The following is an 18,371-nucleotide window of genomic DNA, read 5'->3' as shown; positions in this document are numbered from 1 at the left end:
ATTCACTAATTCTTACTCACGCGGATTAAAATCTTGTAATGCTTCGCCTAAAGATTTAAATGCTTCTTTCTGCGATTCATCTAACTCTCGCGGTATCACCACCTGAATTGTTAGTATCAAATCACCACGCGCGTCTCCCTTGCCTGTAGGTAACCCTTTACCTTTGAGCCGCATTTTCTGACCATTTTGTGCACCTTCATGTACGCGCACAGTCACATCCCCTTCCATCACCTTGACATCAAACCTTCCACCTAGAGCAGCTTCATCAGGCCGAAGTCTTAGCTCTTTGGTTAATTGATGATTGTCAACCCCATACTCACGATGTGGCATGATCCGCAGCTTCAAGAGCAAATCGCCCGATTCACCGCCGCTCGGCGATGGCCCCCCTTGCCCCTTCAAGCGGATGGTTTTGCCATCGGTAATCCCCTTCGGGATTTTCACCTCTATTGTTTTCGTTCCACCGTTCGGCATCTGTAAACTCACACGCCGACTCCCGCCATGAAACACTTCTTCAAGAGTTACCGCCAATTCACTCTCAACATCCTGTCCGCGCATCGTCCGCGCACCACCGCCCATCCCTCCAAATCCACTATGACCAGACGCGCCACGGAACATCTCTTCAAATCCACTTGCACCACTGCTTTGTCTGCCGCGTGATCCAAAGAGCGATTCGAAGAAATCGTTGATACCACCTGAACTAAAACCACCTCCCATGTCACCGCCAAAGTGAACATTCTCATGTCCTTCAAACCCAGGCGGAGCCCGAAAATCCTGACCTGCTTTCCAATTCGCACCAAGCGCATCGTATCGCCGACGCTTATCAGCATCGCCCAGCACTTCGTATGCCTCGTTTATTTCCTTAAATCGATCCTCCGCCCCAGCCTCTTTATTCATATCCGGATGAAACTTCTGAGCGAGCTTTCGAAACGCGCGCTTAATTTCATCAGCGCTCGAATCGCGACTAACACCCAGAGTCTCATAGTAGTCTTTGTATTTCACGCTCATGCATGTACCTCATTCACTCACTACTCGCGCAGCAACCTCGCAGCACAGACAGTCAGCAACAGAAGATTAGCAAACAGCGCGCCAGAAAATCACGCTCTCAAAACCACTAAAACCACTCAGAACAAGCCATAACAGCCTTAGTTCCCCGTAACACAATCATTTGCAGGCAACCGATACGAAAAAACCTGCCAAATTGGCATTTTCTTATCCCCTCATTGCTCCACCACATTCGCGGCAGCGTTTCCGTTTTCTCGCCAACAGCTTACCCATCAGTTCCCCACATCGCGGGCATCTCACCACTCCCGCTTTCGCTTCCTTTGCTCGGCGTTGATGCGCATGCACCGCGCCCAGCATTACAATCATAAACCCGCCCAATAACAATAATTCCAACACATCACGCATCGCACAACCCAACCACAACTGCAGCCCAGCCAACATGTCGCACAACCACTGAGCAAGACCACCGGAAACATTACTGATTCACACCATTTCACCCACTCCCCTTCACCTTTTCCTTCCCATACTCCCAATCATCCACCGCTCCATTTAGCACATCGACTCTAACCCGCTTAGATGATTGAATTTATAGCACAACTTTTCATTTGATCCGCCCATAAAAAAAGCCGCCTATAAAAGCGGCCTTTCATTTTATTCTTATCATATTCCCCGCAAATCAATTCAGCGGCGTACAGAATACCGTTGAATCTTCACCAACCTCAATCAGTTTCAGTAGATGCACCTTCAAATCCCCATCAAACCTTGCGATCAGCTTTGTCGCTAAATCAGCCCGATCCGTAAACAGGTGTAATTGCATCGGTTCATCCCACGAAAAACGCAATTGCCGCTGTGTCATGGACAGTAGATCCTGATGTTCATCTGCCCACTGCTTTACCGCCAATAAATCCATCACAACTTGCTGCAATTCCGCTTCATCTATTGCACGTTGCTGCTCTTTTCGTGAAACCTGAACCCCCTTCGTCGAGTCGTGCATCCCAAGTAGGTGCATACCACCATACTCATCCACCGCCAATTCAACCTCTGGCTTCTTCGGGCAATATGCCTCGAGCGCCGTTCCCCCAGCCAAAATACCATCCGTACCCATCACCAACTCAGTCAATGTAAACGAATCAGCATCGCCCTTATCATCTAACATAACTTCAGCTACCTGATCAATTTTCATCGCTGAAGATTCGCGTACACGCTGCTCACGAGGTTGTTCAATCACTTCATCGCGGACATGGTTGAACACGGTTTCAGTTTCCCGTTCAAATCGTGGCGCCGGAACATCTTCCGCAATATCCCGCCCGGGTAATTCGTCCCCATCATCAACAAATTGCTCAATGTCCAGATCTGCTGAAACCGTATTTTGTCCCACCTCTAAACCCTGTTCATCAATTTCTGAAACAGGATCTGAAATCGGTTCACCACCATCAATCTCAACGACCGCCACATCTCCTGCTTCATCCTCAGTATCGAATCCTGCAAGTTCTGCCTTTACCTCAGCCGCAAACATTGCCGCAGCCTCAGCATTACTCAGTTCCCCATCTTCCCGTTCATCTTCCAGTTCCTGCTTCTGTGCAACAATCGGTACCGTTGAAACTTCCTCCACCACCTTCTCTTCAACTAATTCTTCCACCCCGCCATTCACTTCATCCATCACCAACTGCTCAATCGGCCCAGCCTCAGCATAATGACCGTCATATGGTTGCTCTTTCGAAACTTCGATTGTCTCCACTTCGCGCTCCATCGCCGCTGGCAAACCCAACCCCATCAAGAACTCTCTCAAGTTTTCCCACTGCCCTTCCGTATCCAAATACGATCCCAATTGGCTTACACTCACAGGAATCATCTGTTTTTGCCACCCCGCCAGCTGCACATCAAACCCCATCTCACCCGCCATCTGCGCACTGATCTTCGCTGCCGCACTGCGGCTATGCTCCTCATCCCCGCCCATAATCATCAACCCCACCTGCTTATCCTTCACCTTCAGACGATCTGCATCACCCAGCTTTCGCAATTTCTGGATCACACTCATCACCGCCATATCATCCGCACCACAGCACACCGTCACATCATCAATCATCGCACCCCGTTCAAAAGCCTTTTCATCCACACCCTCATCCAAATGCACCAGCACCGTCCGTACCGGCTGCCCCATGCTTACCAATTCATCCAACACACCCACCAAATCCATACCCTCAGTCTCAATCGCCCTTACCCGACGCGGCTCTCTCGCCACGATTCCCCGCCTTCTTACATCAATCGGCTCAACCAATTCCACATCAATCTGACCACTATCCACATGCAGCACCACCACCGCACCCTCTTCCTGTGCCACCAGTTGTGCATACTGTGTCAGCCATGGCCCGCTCACACCCGGCAAGTTCCCCAAATAGACCGCCTCAACATAAGCTCCGCCTTCAACAGCACTTCCCCTCTCAACTTCTTGACTCTCTGCAATCTCCCCCTCGTCCTCCCAGGTCGCATCAACCCGCTCTGCCAGCACAACCTCATCCCCAACTTCACCACTCACCACCTCAATGACTCCCTCATCTACCACAACCAGTTCCACGTCATCAACAACCTCTTCCACCACGTCCTGATCCAGTGCGACTTCATCATTTGCCATCACGGTTTCCCCTCCCTTAATAACCCCCTCTAATAATCCCGCCTGTTCATCCGCACGCAGCAATTCCTCATGCAGCTCATCTAGCTGGGCTTGCTTGTGCGCCAAATCCTCTTCAACCACCGATGCATCATTCAGATCCATCAGCCCGCTATCATCGCCCGCCAGCTCAAAACTCATCACCCCTTCATCCTCACCACCTTTTTCCTCGACCGCTATATTGGCCTGCTCAACCACCCCCTCCTCATCATAAACATCCTCACCCTCACCCATATTTTTATCCAACGCTTCCTCAATCGCGTCTTCCAGCGTTTCCTCACCACCAATACGCCCCAACACAACCTCACGACGCTCATTCCCGCTCACTGGCGCAACTCCAGCTACCAATTGAGACATCCGGTTCACACCTTCATGCCCCTCTTGCCGTTCCGTTTCCACCTGCTCATCACCCCCCACAGCATCAGTTCGTGGCCGCGGCGCACTCACACCCATCTGTACCATCGATTCCCCACGCTTCACCGCCGGTTTCGCACGTAATTTCACCATCCCACTTTTGCCTGCACCATAGCGTGGCTGCGGCACACCGCTATCGCCACTCGTAGTCTCAACCTCAACCTGCTCTTCTATTTGCTCTTCAACCGACATCGTTTTCTCAGCTTCCTTCAGCTCATCGCGCACAACAGAACCAGTCGATGACAACTCATCGCCAGTCCCATGCTTTTCCTGATCAACAACTGAATAATGATCTTCCACCGAACGACCTTCATCAGTCGACTCAGTAGCAGGCTTAGATATGCCCGTTAAAAACAGATCAGCCAGCTCATCCAAAGCTTCTTGTGTGCGGTTGTCCTCCATGACACATAAATTGTAAGCTCAATCGCTTCTCCCCGAAACCCCATCAACCCCTACAATGTCCGAAAAAAACCCTTATTTTGCTGTTAATTGCCCAGTTTAACGCTATTTAACCCCCATCTCTTGAATATTGTTCATCGCTTTCCTCTATTTTGTGTTTCTCCACCACGAATAAAAAAACGCCGCACTTACGTGCAGCGTTCCTGAATGCTCATTCAATACCAGCCTAGCCCACTTAAAGATATTCCCATCGCCCCGTTTCAATCACATACCACCAAAGTGCCGCATTCGTGATCCCATGTGACCAGATCACCGGCCCTAGCCCATACTGCTTCTTCCCCTTCCTGTTCGTCATCGCAATCAATAAACACCAAACCACACCACACGCAATACACCCCGGCCAATCACGCATCACATGCGACAACATAAACACCACCGTCGTTGCCAAAATCGCAAAAGCGCTCACATCCCCCAGCGCCGTCCGCTTAAACTCCTCCGTAAACGCCGGCGGCTGCAACGCCGCCTGCTTCCCACTCTCCGTCAACATATACCGATCGCCAATCATCGGCATGTCATGCGCCAACTGCTTTAACCCCAACCACGTGCTCTTTGGGCTATGCAACGCCCTCAAACACAACGACCGTGTAAACAATTCCTCAAACATTGGCACAACCACCGACATCCCCACTAATCTCAGCACAATCGAACTGTAATACAGCCCCACCAACCAATCTCTTCCACCCTCATCCATCTGCATCTTCATTTTCGCAAACGGATGCTCAACCTGTAATTTCGTAAAATCAAACCACGAGCCCAATCCCGTCATGTAATCCCCCAGTTCCACCCATGCCCACGTCAGCCCCAAACCTGTTGGCACCGCTAACCAGTGAAACTTCCAATTCATCTCTGGAATCTGTTTCCGATATCGCCACAACAACCAAACCACCAGCCCGCATTGCAGCACATACAAAAATGGGTACAGCCACAGTCCCCCATAACTCACACCCGCATCAATCACCATTAGCATCGCAACGTAAAACACAAACGGGATCAGCCGCGGTGCCCAATCACTCCCCGTCATGATCGCATCTAGTTTCATTAGATGCCCCTCGGGTTTTACATCTTTGTTCTCATCCTGCTCGCTCAATATGCACCAGCTTCCAATCCCCCACATCATCTATATATAGAACTGTTCAACCTCACACCCTCACCACCATTCCCCTCTCAAAAAGACCTCACCAAACCATATGTCGTCCCACACCCACATCAACTTTCCTCAATCAACATAATTACCCCATATCCATCCCACAAGTTCACTTTTCTAATCCTAACGAACTATTTTTCATCCTGTTAAAACAAACCCATAGAATGCGATTACAGATCCGTTTTTGCTATCATGCTCTCATGACCACATCAACTCCATCTCCTCACCCCGCAACCCTTCCTTCCGAGGAACTACTCAAATCTTGCACCATCGAACGCACCCGCGCCTCCGGCCCAGGCGGGCAGCACCGCAATAAAGTCGAAACCGCCATCCGCATCACCCATAAACCTTCCCATATCAACGCCCAAGCGTCTGAGCGCCGTTCGCAGGCCGAAAATCAGAAAATGGCCCTCTTTCGCCTCAGAATCAATCTCGCAATCGATCATCGTACTGCAGTGAGCGTCGATCATTTGGCGGATTACACCCCCTCCACTCTTTGGCAATCACGTTGCAAATCTAAGCGTATCGCTTGTAACCCGAAGCACGCCGACTTTCCAGCCCTCTTGGCAGAATCGCTTGATATCCTCCACGCTGCCGATTTTAACCCCGCCGCCGCCGCAACCATTCTGAATCTCTCCACCTCTCAACTCATCAAGTTCATCAAGGATGCCCCCCGCGCTTTTGAATCGATCAATCGCCGCAGGCAGCAAGCCGGCCAACACCCGCTTCGCTAGCAACACGTCCACACCCAGCATATCGAAAACAAGATATAATTATCACATCCGTAACTACACGTTCATACAACACTTACCTAACAGTATTCTCATAAATCGGTACGCTCGTTCACCCATCTGTAACGACTATATCATCTGCGCCTTTTTGTCCTGATATGTTCCCCCCACAACCTGCCTACATATCGCTTCGTCTTTAAGTAGGACCGCATAACTTCCGAACTTTTAGATAGGGAATGGGATGCACACCTACTTTCGTTTTGCGTAGCCTGTGCAGTGAGTACCCGTTTAATAGCAGAGCCGTCAGCAGGACGATTGGTTGCTCGATTCATGCCGCATCCGCAGCAGATTCTCGAGATTTCAATCATCCCAAGGCGCTCTTAAGAGGTTGGAGAATCTCTATGCTCCGTATTGATTTACACGAGGCTCGCGAAGGTATGGCCCTCGCGCTGCCCGTTCAAAACCCACAAGTCCCCACCAGAGCCCTGCTTAAAGCCGGTTTTAAGCTCTCAGAATCGATTATTCGAAAGCTCTCTGACTCAGGCGTTAAATCTCTCTGGGTACGCTACCCCGCCCTCGACTTCCTCGATAAGTTCATCGATAACTCGAAACTTCAAGCCCAACAGGAAGTTGTCACCGCAATCACCGACACCTTCGAGCAGCTCCAAACCCAGGCTGCTGCAAAGATGAACTACAACACCTATCTCGTTAACGTTGCCGAACTCGTCGACTCCATCATCTCAAACCCCACCTCCTCACTCTTCCTCGGCGACCTCACCGATTCACCTAACGACCTACTCCGCCACTCCTCCGCCACAACCTACGTCTCTCTCCTACTCGCGCTCAGGCTCGAGACCTACCTCGTCAAAGAACGTAAGCACATCAATCCCGCCCGCGCCAAAACCGTCACCAATCTCGGCCTCGGCGCCATGCTCCACGACATCGGCCTCACTCAACTCGCCCAGGAAACACTCGACAAATACCAAAAAACAAACGACGAATCCGATCTCGCATTCCAAGAACACCCCGCCATCGGGTTCCGCATGGTTCGCGGCCAAATCGACCCCTCCGCCGCGACCGTCGTTCTCAATCACCATCAACGTTTCGACGGCTCAGGCTACGCCGGTAAAGACATCCCCATCCTCGATGGTAAAAACATTCACGTCTTTGCGCGACTTGTCGCCGTTGCCGAACAATTCGATCGACTCCGCAACCCGCAAGGACTCCCACAACAACCCTCCGTTTTCGCACTCCGCACCATCACCTCAGCCCCATTCTCCGAACGCTTCGATCCGCAAATCCTCGCCGCGCTTCTCGACGTTGTCCCCCCTTATGCCCCCGGCTCAGTCGTCAAACTCTCAGACGATCGTCACGCCGTCGTCATCGATCACAACATCGAAACTCCCTGTCGGCCCATCATTCAGATCATCCCCAACCCCGCAACCATTGACCCCAATGACGAAGACCCGCCAGTTGGTCCCCAAATCGATCTCGCCAGCCAACCCAACTCTCTCTTTATCTCAGAAGCGGAAGGCCACGACACCGCCGACCTCAACTTCCCTCGCCCCTCACTCGCTCAACCTCAAGCCCTCGCCGGTGCTTGGTAACCCACCACTTATCCGCCGTAAACGCGCGTAATAAAAATCAGAATTAATCTAATGAACAGTTAGACAGTTTTCATTCATTGATTAACAAGCCCGCCGCTTTTTTAAGCGCGGGTTTTTTGTTTCCATCACAAATGCACCCCAAATGGCCACATATAAAATATTTTCACCATTTAATTGATGTAAATCATTTAAATGAAGATATTTAGCAGAAGGCGCTTTGTTGTTTTCAATAAATCCTGTAAGTTACCTCGCATAGTAGTTGTTCAATAATCATCTCTGTATATCAGAGGGAGGAGATAAATATGAAAACCGTAAAATCATGGTGCGCACTCAGCGCCATCGTTCTATCACTATCAGCTAACTTAAGCACGCACGCGACCATATATAACATTAGCGACGCATCTCAAACCCCGCCTAATAAGATCATCAGCGGCGACACCCTCAACCTCACCGGCACCGGCTCAACTAATTTCAACTTCTACTCACTTGGTGAAAGTACCGTCAACATCAACGGTGGCACTCTCAATAGCTTTGCCGATTCTTTTGGCACCAGCACCGTTAACTTGTTCAGCGGTGAAATCCTCAACTCCTTCCAATCCCATGACACAAGCGTCGTTAACGTCACCGGCGGGATCGTTCGTGCAACCGCTAACCCACTCAACCACAGCACCTTCAATGTTTCTGGAAACGCAATCGTTGAAAGACTTAATGCCAACGGCAGCTCAACCGTGAATCTCTCAGGTGGAACAACAACTGAAATTACTGCCTACGACACCAGTACACTCAACATCAGCGATATCGCCGTCATCACAGAAGCCACCTCGGTTGCTGGCACCATCAACATCACCGGCGGCGAAATTACCGACAGCCTCACCGCATCATGGGGCGGCATCGTCAACATCTCCGGCGGCACCATCAACAGAATCATCGCCCAAGACACCGGCATCCTCAATTTCATCGGCTCAAATTTCACCATCAACGAAATCCTACTCGACAACCTTTCCAACGCATCAGCCATCCTCAGCAATCTCACCAGCACACTCACCGCACCAGCCGTCATCAATGATCGCGACGTCATCTTCTCCGGCATCCTCGCCGACGGCACACCTTTCAGTTACAACCTCTCATCCGTCAACGACCACACAAACAGCTTTTTCAGTCCAAACGCAATCATCAACATCGTCCCAGTTCCCGAGCCCACCTCCCTTGCACTACTCACCCTTCCGCTCCTTCTCATTTCCCGAAAAAGACCGCGCAGCTAACCTCACCATGCCAACACCTAAAAACAGCAAGCCTGAAGCATATCACTTCAGGCTTTTTCAATGCCCATCTCTCACCTACAATTCATATCACACAAAAAGGAGCCAAATCATGAACGTCATCATCGACATCTGCATCGTACCCATGGGGGTCGGCATCTCTGTCTCAAAATACGTCACCCAGGCCCAACGCATTTTCGAAAAACACAACCTCTCCCACTCCATGCACGCCTACGGCACAAACGTCGAAGGTCCATGGGATACCGTCATGGCCGCCGTCAAAGAATGTCATCAAACCATCCACGACATGGGCGCACCCCGCATCAACACCACAATCAAACTAGGCACGCGCATCGACCGCCCGCAATCCATGCAAGACAAGATCGACTCCGTCACAGAAAAGTTACAAAATCAATAGCTCATCAGAATTCAGTGACCGTTTACACATTCGAACTGATAACAGGCAACTCTTGGGGGCGGGACTTTCGCGAAGGCCACTGCACCAGCGCCACCATCAACCAAATCACACCCAGTGCAATGAGCTGCCCACTCGTTACCACCTCACCATCCACCCATCCCCACATCACCGCAAAGCCGCACACCATATACGTCACCATCCCCGCAAACAGCGGCCCCCGCTTCTGCACCATCTCATACATCATCCACATCGCAATCCCACTACCCACTACACCCAAAATCAAAATACACATCACCGCCCAGCTTATCTGTAACCAGCTCACATCCCTCACCACACTCTCGCTCACCAATCCCATCGGCAAGACCACAATTGCCGCCAAACCCAATGCCCAAGCCCCCAGTATCGCCGGCGGCAATTCGCCCAACTTCTTCTTCACATACGTATTGCTCACCGCATAACACGCCGGCACACTCACTGCCAACACAAAATCAATCGCCGTAATATCTCGCTCCACCGCATCACCAAACAACATCCAAATCCCAACCCCACCACCAACCACACCCACAATCTCTCTCACGCGTGGCCACACACCCAGCATCACCACGCTCGCCAAAATCGTCAAAACAGGCACCAAACACATCATCATCCCGAAGAATGAACTGTTCTCATACTTCCCAATCAAGTACGGCTGCATCGCAAACGGATAACCCAAACCAATAAACGCCGGCACAAGCAATCCCAAACCATGCCGTCGCCACATAAACCGAACACGCTTCTTCGCAACCACACCAAACCTCACACCCCGTTGCCTTCGTTTACGCAGCAACCCAACCGTCCCCAACATCAATCCCAAAAAGATAGCACCGCCCATGACCCTTCCCCCGCCCACGGTCATCGCCCCAAAAACAACGCTCGCATACTTCATCAGTATGAAACTCGTCCCCCACACCACACAAACAAACAAAAACATCAAATAATGCATGCGAGACCTTTAACTTCATATCTACCCACACACCCCATTTGTACAAAATCACAGCCTGCTCATTTTAGACCATCCCCCCCACTCACACCAATAGACCATCATCGCATCCCCTCCTTAATCTCACTTTGTCATCCTTTTAACGCACCATCTGACCTATTTATTCTTCTACATCTCCCTCATGCCCCTCAATACCGCCCCACCGCCACCTTCTTCCCCTTCCCCATCACCAAATTTTGCAGCATATACCGCATCGCATCGCACGCATGATCACTCCCATCCTTCACTGGCTCCTCACTCCCTACATGCCGTCTGTCAAAATGATAACCCTCCATCGCCTCGATCAACCCCACACATCGTGGGTGCACATACAACTCCTCTTTATCCAACATCTTCCTCACCAGTTCGATCCCCTCTCTCATCCGCACCCGCCCCGTGCGCACCACATACCCCGCTTCCTCCAGCACCGCCACATCACTCAGCCCCGTTTGCATATTCCGCGCCACACCTGCCGGGTCTACTCCCATCCATCGCGGCCAATCTATCTCTCGATTAGCCCGGCCTTCTTCCCATTTCTTCACAACTTTCTCCAATCGCATCCCACCCACCAATACTTCATCGACCACATGCACAACCTGCTTACCATCTTCTAACTCATAAACCTCCGCCGTCAGCACAACTGCCAAACTCCGTATTCCAAAATCCATTCCCCCAATCACATACCGGCTCAGCGCATGTTCACCTCGTATTTTTTCAATCTCTAACTTCCGAGTGACATGCCTTCCTCGCTCAAACATCGGATAAACCATCTCATCCAATCGCGGCTTCCTGCACATCATTTCACTCTCCCACGTCCCCAAGCTCGTCCGCCGCCACTGATCCACCAGATCATCAACCCCTACAAACCCTTCCCCCTTTTTCCCCTTGCCCCCACAATCATCAGCCAGCACGCATCCTTCACATTCTCTATCACACCGCTGCATCACATCAATCGCATTCCATCGAAACACCTGCCACCCCTGACTCACCAATCGGCCCATCAAACCTCCCGCTCGATGCATCGTCGATAACGCTTCTACCCTACCTTTCACCCACACATCACCGCACCACCCGCTCCGAGTCACCAACTGCGCCGCCTCCCACACATCCTTATCAAATTCCTCCACCTCATCGCACCTTAACTTATGTACCCGCACACCGCGCACTGACCGTTGACTTTGCGCCAAAATCTCAACCCGGCTCCCATTCACCAACTCAATTTTCCTTTGTGTCGGCTCCCCCTTCACAATCCCCTTCAGCATCGGCCGCTCCAACAGCCCTAACAAGTGCTCATACATTCTTCCCGACTGTTCCAGCGACCCACCTAAAATCCGCACCTGTATCCCCGGCTTAAACATCAGATCCAACAACGTTACCACCGCACCCAACATCGTCTTCCCACCACCCCGATTCGCCCACACCACACAGTCCCCCCCCTGTTCGTTAGCCTTATCTTCCGATCTCATCCCTGAGCCTGTGCGCAACGCCATATCATCTAACACATCATTAGGCGCATTTTTATCAACATCATAATCAAGCCCAGCACCGCCGGTGCTGGGGTGTTTGCTACAGCCATGATTTCCCGCTTCGCTTGCATCTTCTTCAGCATCAGCCCCGAGCACTTCTCTTTCAGTGGGGGGGATAGGAGGGGATCCTTCAAAATATGCCCATTTCACATATTCAAAAGCGCCATCATTCCCCTCGTACCGCGCTTCCCGTGGCACATTCAATCCCAAAACCACCTTCACAAATAAATGCAATTCATCCTCATCCCGAGGCCGCACCGCATACAATTGGCCCAATCGTCCCCACTCCCGAATTTTTTCAATCGCTAATTTGCTCATCATCACCCTCTCAAATCAGAAATACAAACCACACTCACTTGAATCTTGACAATACCCATTATTTTTAACAGGGGGGGGATCCATACAGCATCTGTCTCATTCCATCCAAATCGAAAAACCCTAATTCATGGTTAGGCGCATTTTTTTTATCACGACAAACCTCTTCCGCATCACGGCCCGTACCATTCCCATCTGCGCGCTTCAAGTCCATCTTGAGCAAATCCACACACGCCTTACGTGACACTTCACTTGAACTGCCTTCCCCTTCATCAGTTGCCAATCTCACCAAACGATCTGCCGCCAGCAACCGGTACCGCGACAACATGAGCTGCGTCTGCATATCCGCCAAAAAACAAAGCCCACCAAGTGTCCGCGCATTCTCCTGTTCCCCCGCCCACGTTGCCAACTCATCCACCGCTAATCCATACCGCTTACCCAACGCTTTCAAATCATGCTTTGCATCAACCAAATCCTCAATCAATTCCCGCCGTTTCATTTTGCCTATACGTTTTGTCATGGTATACCTCCAATGTGGTTTGCTACCGTTAAGTAACGAACCACAAACATTGGTTCATCAATCAACTGATCGAACTAACTCGTTTTTAATTGCATCCCAAACTTGTTCATGATTTCCAATGTCACTAGAACCCGGGTAAAGAATGACATCACCTTCTGCATGACTAATCGCTGTTACGACTTGATCTAAATCCCATTGGCTTGAAGTGCTATCATCAAGATAAATAATAGTGAGTGCATCTTCATCATGTTTTTTGTTAATTACATCATTAAGCGCACTGAAAGTACTATTGGGTGAACCTGAGTATGCAGCTTTCCCTAATTTAATTAAGCGACATTTAGACGAATCATTTCCATGATGATTAAAACCATTAATCAGTGATTTTGTGATCGCGTAGCTTGTACTTAAACTCTTTGTGTACTTAGGATCGTTGCTTCCGGAAACACCCGTCCATAACCAAACATTATGATCCCAATTTCGTGTAGCCACGGATCCTTCAAGTATGTCAAAGTTAATGTTGTATAGGTCGCGATAATTAAAGAAGTTTTCAGATGATTCATCATTGTATTCCGTTGGTGACATGTTGTAATACCGATACAAAAATGTATTCATGCCTTCATTCTCAAACACAATATCATTGCTGTTTGTTAATTGTTTGAGTTGAGATGATACATGACGTATTTCATCCCAAATGCGAGGATCATCACAGGTAATATTTGGATTTTCGTCGAAAGCCGATCTGAAAAATTCTGTTAATTTAATACCAGGAATAACTTTCAGCCCGGTAGTGTTCATGATGTCGGTGATAACTTCTACTACCGTATTTTTCTTACCTGTAACAATTGGTGTGCCGATTTTTGCCCAATTTAGTGCGTGTTGTTTATAGTCTGAAAGATAGTTTTCACTAGTTGTATTGACCTCAAACCATACATAAACATTCTTCATAGAATCTCTCCAGAAATTTAATTGATAATCTCGAACGCAATGTGTGCAATTTGTGTTGTCTAAAATGTGTTCAGATTGCCATAGGAAGGAATCAGCAAATCAACGACATCAGAGCAGCTTCTCTCGATCCGCCAATCTCTTTAAGTCGCTTTTCTAACTGACGCTTATCCTCAGCCTTCAAAAAGAAATGAACCGCTCTCGGCATCTCCCCCAACGCCATCGGCCGTCGCATTCTTACTCTCTCTTCCGCCACTTCCAACAACTTGCTAACGCCCTCACGATTCTCCGGTAATAGCGCCGCTAATTTTCCGCGAAGATCAGCACCCTCCCCCATCCGTTCCGCAATTGATTTCACTAACTGCCCACGTTTCAAAACATCATCTTCACCACTCAGACGATTGAGTGTTGCCAATAACGTTAGCGCCTCATCATCATCCACATCCCACACCACGCACGCAGCTGACTTCCATCCCAGTGCCCGTATCGCCTCCACGCGATGATGCCCATCCAAAATCTCATATGTTCGCCCATCAATCCTCCCCGGTTCACCCGCCAGATCGTCAGCTGTAACTTCCATTTCCGCCCCAAACTCATCGCACAATACACCATTATCTAACCCCTCAATAGAAACATCTTTAACAAGCCCAGTACCACCGGTGCTGGGGTGTTTACATCCAAGCCTGCGATCATTTAAGACCCTGACAATAATCGGCGGATACTTCCCCGTTCGATCCATATGTCCCTTTAACTTCTCGAATTTCTCACCATCCATTACATTGCTATTCAGCGGGTGCGCCACCAACCGCGCAAGACGTATCCTTCGATGCTTGTCCATCATTAATCCTCATTTTCAATTTTATTGCCAACCAATATTGTTTACGATCCAACCAATGTTAAGCCGCTCATCATTCCAATAACCGAGGGTTGACAACCCACCGATCTTCAAGTTCTTAATCACTCCCCTCCTCGACTATAAACCGCAACCTCACCCCCCAATCCCTTCTCCACCAAAACGCTCGGCTCCAACGCTTCCATTAAATCCTCATGTGTTGTCGCCACAATCATCGTTACGGATCCCTCTTCACTATCTTCTACATGACTTCTAACCCACCGCTGTACATTCTTTGCAATAACTTTCGCTGTCACACGATCCAGCGTTGCTCCAAACTCATCCGCAAACACAACAACCTTTTTCCCCTGACTCAGCACCTGCTCCGATTCACCAATCGCTTTAGCAAGCTTCAGACGGTATCGCTGGCCATCCGACAATTCGCGTGGCTTCCTCAACATCACAAACGCGTCATTCAATCCCGCAATACTCAACCACCGCAAAACGTCTTTCAGTGGCGCATCATCATCAAACCCATCGACTAAACTCCGCTCCACCCCGTTCTCAATCTCCATCGCATCAAAATCAATCAAATGCATTGACGCGTCTGACTGTAATTGTGATTTTATCAACCTTAAAATAGTCGATTTCCCACTCCCACTCGCGCCCGTCACATACACCACCGCCCCATCAGGCACTGGCACCTCCGTCCGTGGCACAATCACTTCCTCCCGCTCTTCATCCACGCCCAACCCAAACATGCACGCGACCTGTAGCACGTGCTCACTCGCCGCCGCCATCGTCTTTACACTTTTTTTAACGGTCACACATTCACACTGTCCCATCGCTTTCATCTCCTTGAAGAATCTGCCGTACTCATTTCATCAAACAGTCACACGTAGCAACAACGCCATAGCCTTATTCACCCCCCCCTGCCCCATCCCCCTTCTTCTTATTTATTACTTCCTTCTTTTACGACCCACTTTTCAGCCTCCCGATCCTTTATTCACACGTATACTTTTCATTATCCGCTTCCCCTCATTTGTGTACGCCGTCCTTATTCATCCTTTATCTTTCAACCGTCCATCTGCACTCCGCGACGTTATGCTTCTGCCTCCGTTGACAGATCTCCATCTTCCCCCCCCCCACTTTTTGTATTCATGTTTTCATAAACAATCAAAAGTAACTAACTGGCTATAGTTCGCGTAACGAACTAATGATTAGATAGTTAAAGATAGGGGAATTATGATCGTTTACGCGACCGCCCGCGGGTGCGCTCACGTTTGAGCGTTTCACCTAAACCGTTCATTTGTTCGTGAGCTTCTTTAAGCATCCGTAATTGCTGCACGCGCTTGCGTGTGTGATGCATCGTGACTCCCTGCTTTTCAGATGCGACGCGCATACTTCGACCTTCTACAAAGATCAGCCGCGCCGTCACCTTAAGATCCCGTGGGATCAGAACTTCCTTCTCCGTCACAAATCGATACATCGGATCGCGCAAGCGGCCGCTCAATTTTCTAACGCGGCGCAACACAGAACTCGACGTAATGCCTGACAAACGGCCGATTTCATGTGCTGTAAACCCATACCGCAGCACCTGTTCCAGTAACACCCGATCAGCTGTCGGCAGATGCGTCGACCGATCCAAAAGCTCTTCAGAATGGCTCACCATATTGATACGTAAATTCTCTTCACTTAAACCTTTAAGACTACCTCGTACCTGTACCATGTTACATTGCCTCACAGAAATGTTCGTAAAAAGTTAGGTATATGTTTGTATTCAACAACATGAATCTGTCACCGTCAATCAGGCAATATTCAGATTCGTACACTCGTAGTGCCATCGCTGACATACTGCTGTCACGAAGGTTGCAATTTATGAATTATCAATAGGTTAGATAAAAATAGGTTTCACTTGATTGAATGAAATTCAAGTTTTTTTGACTCAGATTTGAGTGTGACTGAGGGGTTGTAGATAGTTACGCGCGGATGTCCAGATTTGATCCACAATCTGTCCCCGCAGCGTGGTAGCCTGAAGGCCAGTCCGAGTTGTTTAAGTGCAGGTAATATAAAGGCTTAAAGAAGAGACGCTTGCGAGCGAGATCGAGGAGATCATGAAGGATCTTAGAGTCATGGGGAGCCTTATGAGGTGCGGTTTTTTGATGTTTACGATCACGTAAGTAATTACTGGCCCAACGCTTAAGCTCGGCATAGATCCAGAGGTATTGCGCGTTGGGCAAGCCTGCGATGAGAGCAGCAGCGTGTGCGATGCGGACCAAGTCAGACTGATTGATGTTAATGCTTGCCAAAGCAGCAGTTAGACGAGCATCTCTGGCGTGTTGAGGGCGCGAATAGGCGGTCATTCCGGCCTTTTCGAAGAAGGGATTGACCTGCCCCATGGCAGCGAGTGATTCTGTAAAGCGAGTTGTGGCAGTGGTTAATGCGTGCTGGACGAGGTGAACTGCGAGAGAGAGGCCGCGGTATTGGGGGTGGATGACGACACGGGAGATGCAGCGGACTTCGGCGTTGAGCAGTTTTGCGCGCTGCCGGAGTGTGAGGGGTGAGCCGAATCGGCTATTAAGCGCGTAGTCGCGGAGGCTGCAGGAGAGTGCGGGGAGTGACTCGACGAGCACGCCGACGATGGTTGCATCACGTTGATGTTTATGAAGAGCGTTTTGCGGGTTTGCGTTTTCTTTGACCGTCAGGTCATGGTCTGACAAGGATTTGTGGCGCGCGGCTGCTGCCGGGTGCGCCTGTTTTTGTGTGTCAGTGATTGAAGCAAAAGGCTCTAAGGGTTGGTTGGTTGTGTGCAACGAGTCGTCGTGCGTGCGGCCGGTCACGGCTGGAAGATATGTCGTGTTGTTGTTTAAGGATTGATTGGGTTTTGCGAGCGTTTGTGTGTGGGTTGAATCATTGTTGTGCGCGACATGTTCGAGAACGAGGACGCGGGTGGGAGCACCGGGGCGGGCTGAGCGATAGTGGAAGCGGCTAAGCGCATGATAGTCGCACATACTGCCTTCACGGATGCGCATTTGTGCGCGGATGTCCCATCCCCCTCCTGTTATAAAACGATGTGCTAGCGGTGATTGAACTCCGTGAGATGAGGGTTTTGCGTTGTCCAATGTGGGGGGGATATTGTCGCACATTTTGATGTTCCCAATGAGGTTGGTTTTGGCTGAAGTTTTGATGATTCAGCGTGTTTAACCTGTGGGGCTAGCAGCACGTTTGTGCGCGCTGTTTGATGTTTGTGCGCACAGATAGAATTTTTAAGTTGTGATATGTCGTGGGGTTATTGCGGGCGTGAAACTTAAAAGTTGTGATGAAATATGGCGCGTTTGAGGTTGGAGGTTGTCGCGCATAAGCGTACAAACCACCTATTTAGAATAGGGCCGGTTTGGGTTTGAAACAGAGCGTTTTGGTTTGGAACAGGGAGGAAAGTGGTGAGAAACAGGATGTTTGGAACAAAGAAAATGAAGAAGATGAGAAATGCGCGCACGATTACAAGGGTGTGGTAGT

The 18,371-nt window shown here is 49.8% G+C and carries 16 protein-coding genes; 4 read left to right on the top strand and 12 right to left on the bottom strand.

The annotated features are described in order from the left end of the window. Window positions 1–12: 12 nt before the first annotated feature. From KS4_RS17165 to KS4_RS17150, 4 genes are all read right to left on the bottom strand, one after another. Window positions 13–1,005: a DnaJ C-terminal domain-containing protein gene (locus KS4_RS17165; protein WP_145081158.1), complete on the bottom strand. Its 993-nt coding sequence runs from the start codon at window positions 1,003–1,005 to the stop codon at window positions 13–15. Window positions 1,006–1,209: 204 nt separating this feature from the next. Next, entirely contained in the window at window positions 1,210–1,443 is a 234-nt protein-coding gene (locus KS4_RS17160; RefSeq protein WP_145081156.1) for a hypothetical protein, read from the bottom strand. 235 nt (window positions 1,444–1,678) lie between these two features. Then, complete coding sequence (locus KS4_RS17155) at window positions 1,679–4,486, bottom strand: hypothetical protein (protein WP_145081153.1); 2,808 nt, start codon at window positions 4,484–4,486, stop codon at window positions 1,679–1,681. A gap of 232 nt (window positions 4,487–4,718) precedes the next feature. Further along, the gene (locus KS4_RS17150) at window positions 4,719–5,582 is read right to left on the bottom strand and encodes a CPBP family glutamic-type intramembrane protease (protein WP_200761399.1); all 864 of its coding nucleotides are present in this window, start codon (window positions 5,580–5,582) and stop codon (window positions 4,719–4,721) included. Between the two features lie 305 nt (window positions 5,583–5,887). On the opposite strand from KS4_RS17150, the gene KS4_RS17145 reads away from it, so the two are divergent. The 4 genes from KS4_RS17145 to KS4_RS17130 all read left to right on the top strand — a co-directional run bounded on the left by KS4_RS17145 (window position 5,888) and on the right by KS4_RS17130 (window position 9,702). After that, the gene (locus KS4_RS17145; protein WP_145081148.1) at window positions 5,888–6,421 is read left to right on the top strand and encodes a peptide chain release factor family protein; all 534 of its coding nucleotides are present in this window, start codon (window positions 5,888–5,890) and stop codon (window positions 6,419–6,421) included. 398 nt (window positions 6,422–6,819) lie between these two features. Continuing rightward, window positions 6,820–8,025, top strand: a complete 1,206-nt coding sequence (locus tag KS4_RS17140; protein ID WP_200761398.1) for an HD-GYP domain-containing protein — start codon at window positions 6,820–6,822, stop codon at window positions 8,023–8,025. A 302-nt stretch (window positions 8,026–8,327) separates the two neighbouring features. Next, entirely contained in the window at window positions 8,328–9,287 is a 960-nt protein-coding gene (locus KS4_RS17135) for a hypothetical protein (RefSeq protein ID WP_145081142.1), read from the top strand. 109 nt (window positions 9,288–9,396) lie between these two features. Then, window positions 9,397–9,702 carry an MTH1187 family thiamine-binding protein gene (locus KS4_RS17130; protein ID WP_145081139.1) on the top strand — a complete coding sequence of 102 codons (306 nt, stop codon included), beginning with the start codon at window positions 9,397–9,399 and terminating at the stop codon, window positions 9,700–9,702. A gap of 22 nt (window positions 9,703–9,724) precedes the next feature. On the opposite strand, the gene KS4_RS17125 is transcribed toward KS4_RS17130, so the two are convergent. From KS4_RS17125 to KS4_RS17090, 8 genes are all read right to left on the bottom strand, one after another. Further along, entirely contained in the window at window positions 9,725–10,672 is a 948-nt protein-coding gene (locus KS4_RS17125; RefSeq protein ID WP_261341895.1) for a DMT family transporter, read from the bottom strand. 197 nt (window positions 10,673–10,869) lie between these two features. Continuing rightward, a complete protein-coding gene (locus KS4_RS17120; RefSeq protein ID WP_145081133.1) occupies window positions 10,870–12,567 on the bottom strand; it encodes a hypothetical protein in 1,698 nt (565 codons plus the stop codon). Window positions 12,568–12,628: 61 nt separating this feature from the next. After that, window positions 12,629–13,081, bottom strand: coding sequence for a hypothetical protein (locus KS4_RS17115; protein ID WP_145081130.1), 453 nt, complete (start codon window positions 13,079–13,081; stop codon window positions 12,629–12,631). Between the two features lie 57 nt (window positions 13,082–13,138). Then, on the bottom strand, window positions 13,139–14,026 hold the full coding sequence (locus KS4_RS17110) for a hypothetical protein (protein ID WP_145081127.1): 888 nt from the start codon (window positions 14,024–14,026) through the stop codon (window positions 13,139–13,141). A gap of 91 nt (window positions 14,027–14,117) precedes the next feature. Continuing rightward, entirely contained in the window at window positions 14,118–14,861 is a 744-nt protein-coding gene (locus tag KS4_RS17105; RefSeq protein ID WP_200761397.1) for a ParB N-terminal domain-containing protein, read from the bottom strand. Window positions 14,862–14,980: 119 nt separating this feature from the next. Next, on the bottom strand, window positions 14,981–15,700 hold the full coding sequence (locus KS4_RS17100; protein WP_200761396.1) for an adenylyl-sulfate kinase: 720 nt from the start codon (window positions 15,698–15,700) through the stop codon (window positions 14,981–14,983). Between the two features lie 398 nt (window positions 15,701–16,098). Further along, the gene (locus KS4_RS17095; protein WP_145081119.1) at window positions 16,099–16,584 is read right to left on the bottom strand and encodes a hypothetical protein; all 486 of its coding nucleotides are present in this window, start codon (window positions 16,582–16,584) and stop codon (window positions 16,099–16,101) included. A gap of 250 nt (window positions 16,585–16,834) precedes the next feature. Continuing rightward, entirely contained in the window at window positions 16,835–18,001 is a 1,167-nt protein-coding gene (locus KS4_RS17090) for a GNAT family N-acetyltransferase (protein ID WP_145081116.1), read from the bottom strand. Between the last annotated feature and the right edge of the window lie 370 nt (window positions 18,002–18,371).

The organism is Poriferisphaera corsica, assembly GCF_007747445.1.
Lineage (GTDB): Bacteria > Planctomycetota > Phycisphaerae > Phycisphaerales > Phycisphaeraceae > Poriferisphaera > Poriferisphaera corsica.
The sequence above is the reverse complement of the archived record's forward strand: the minus strand, read 5'-3'. Positions and strand labels throughout refer to the sequence as shown.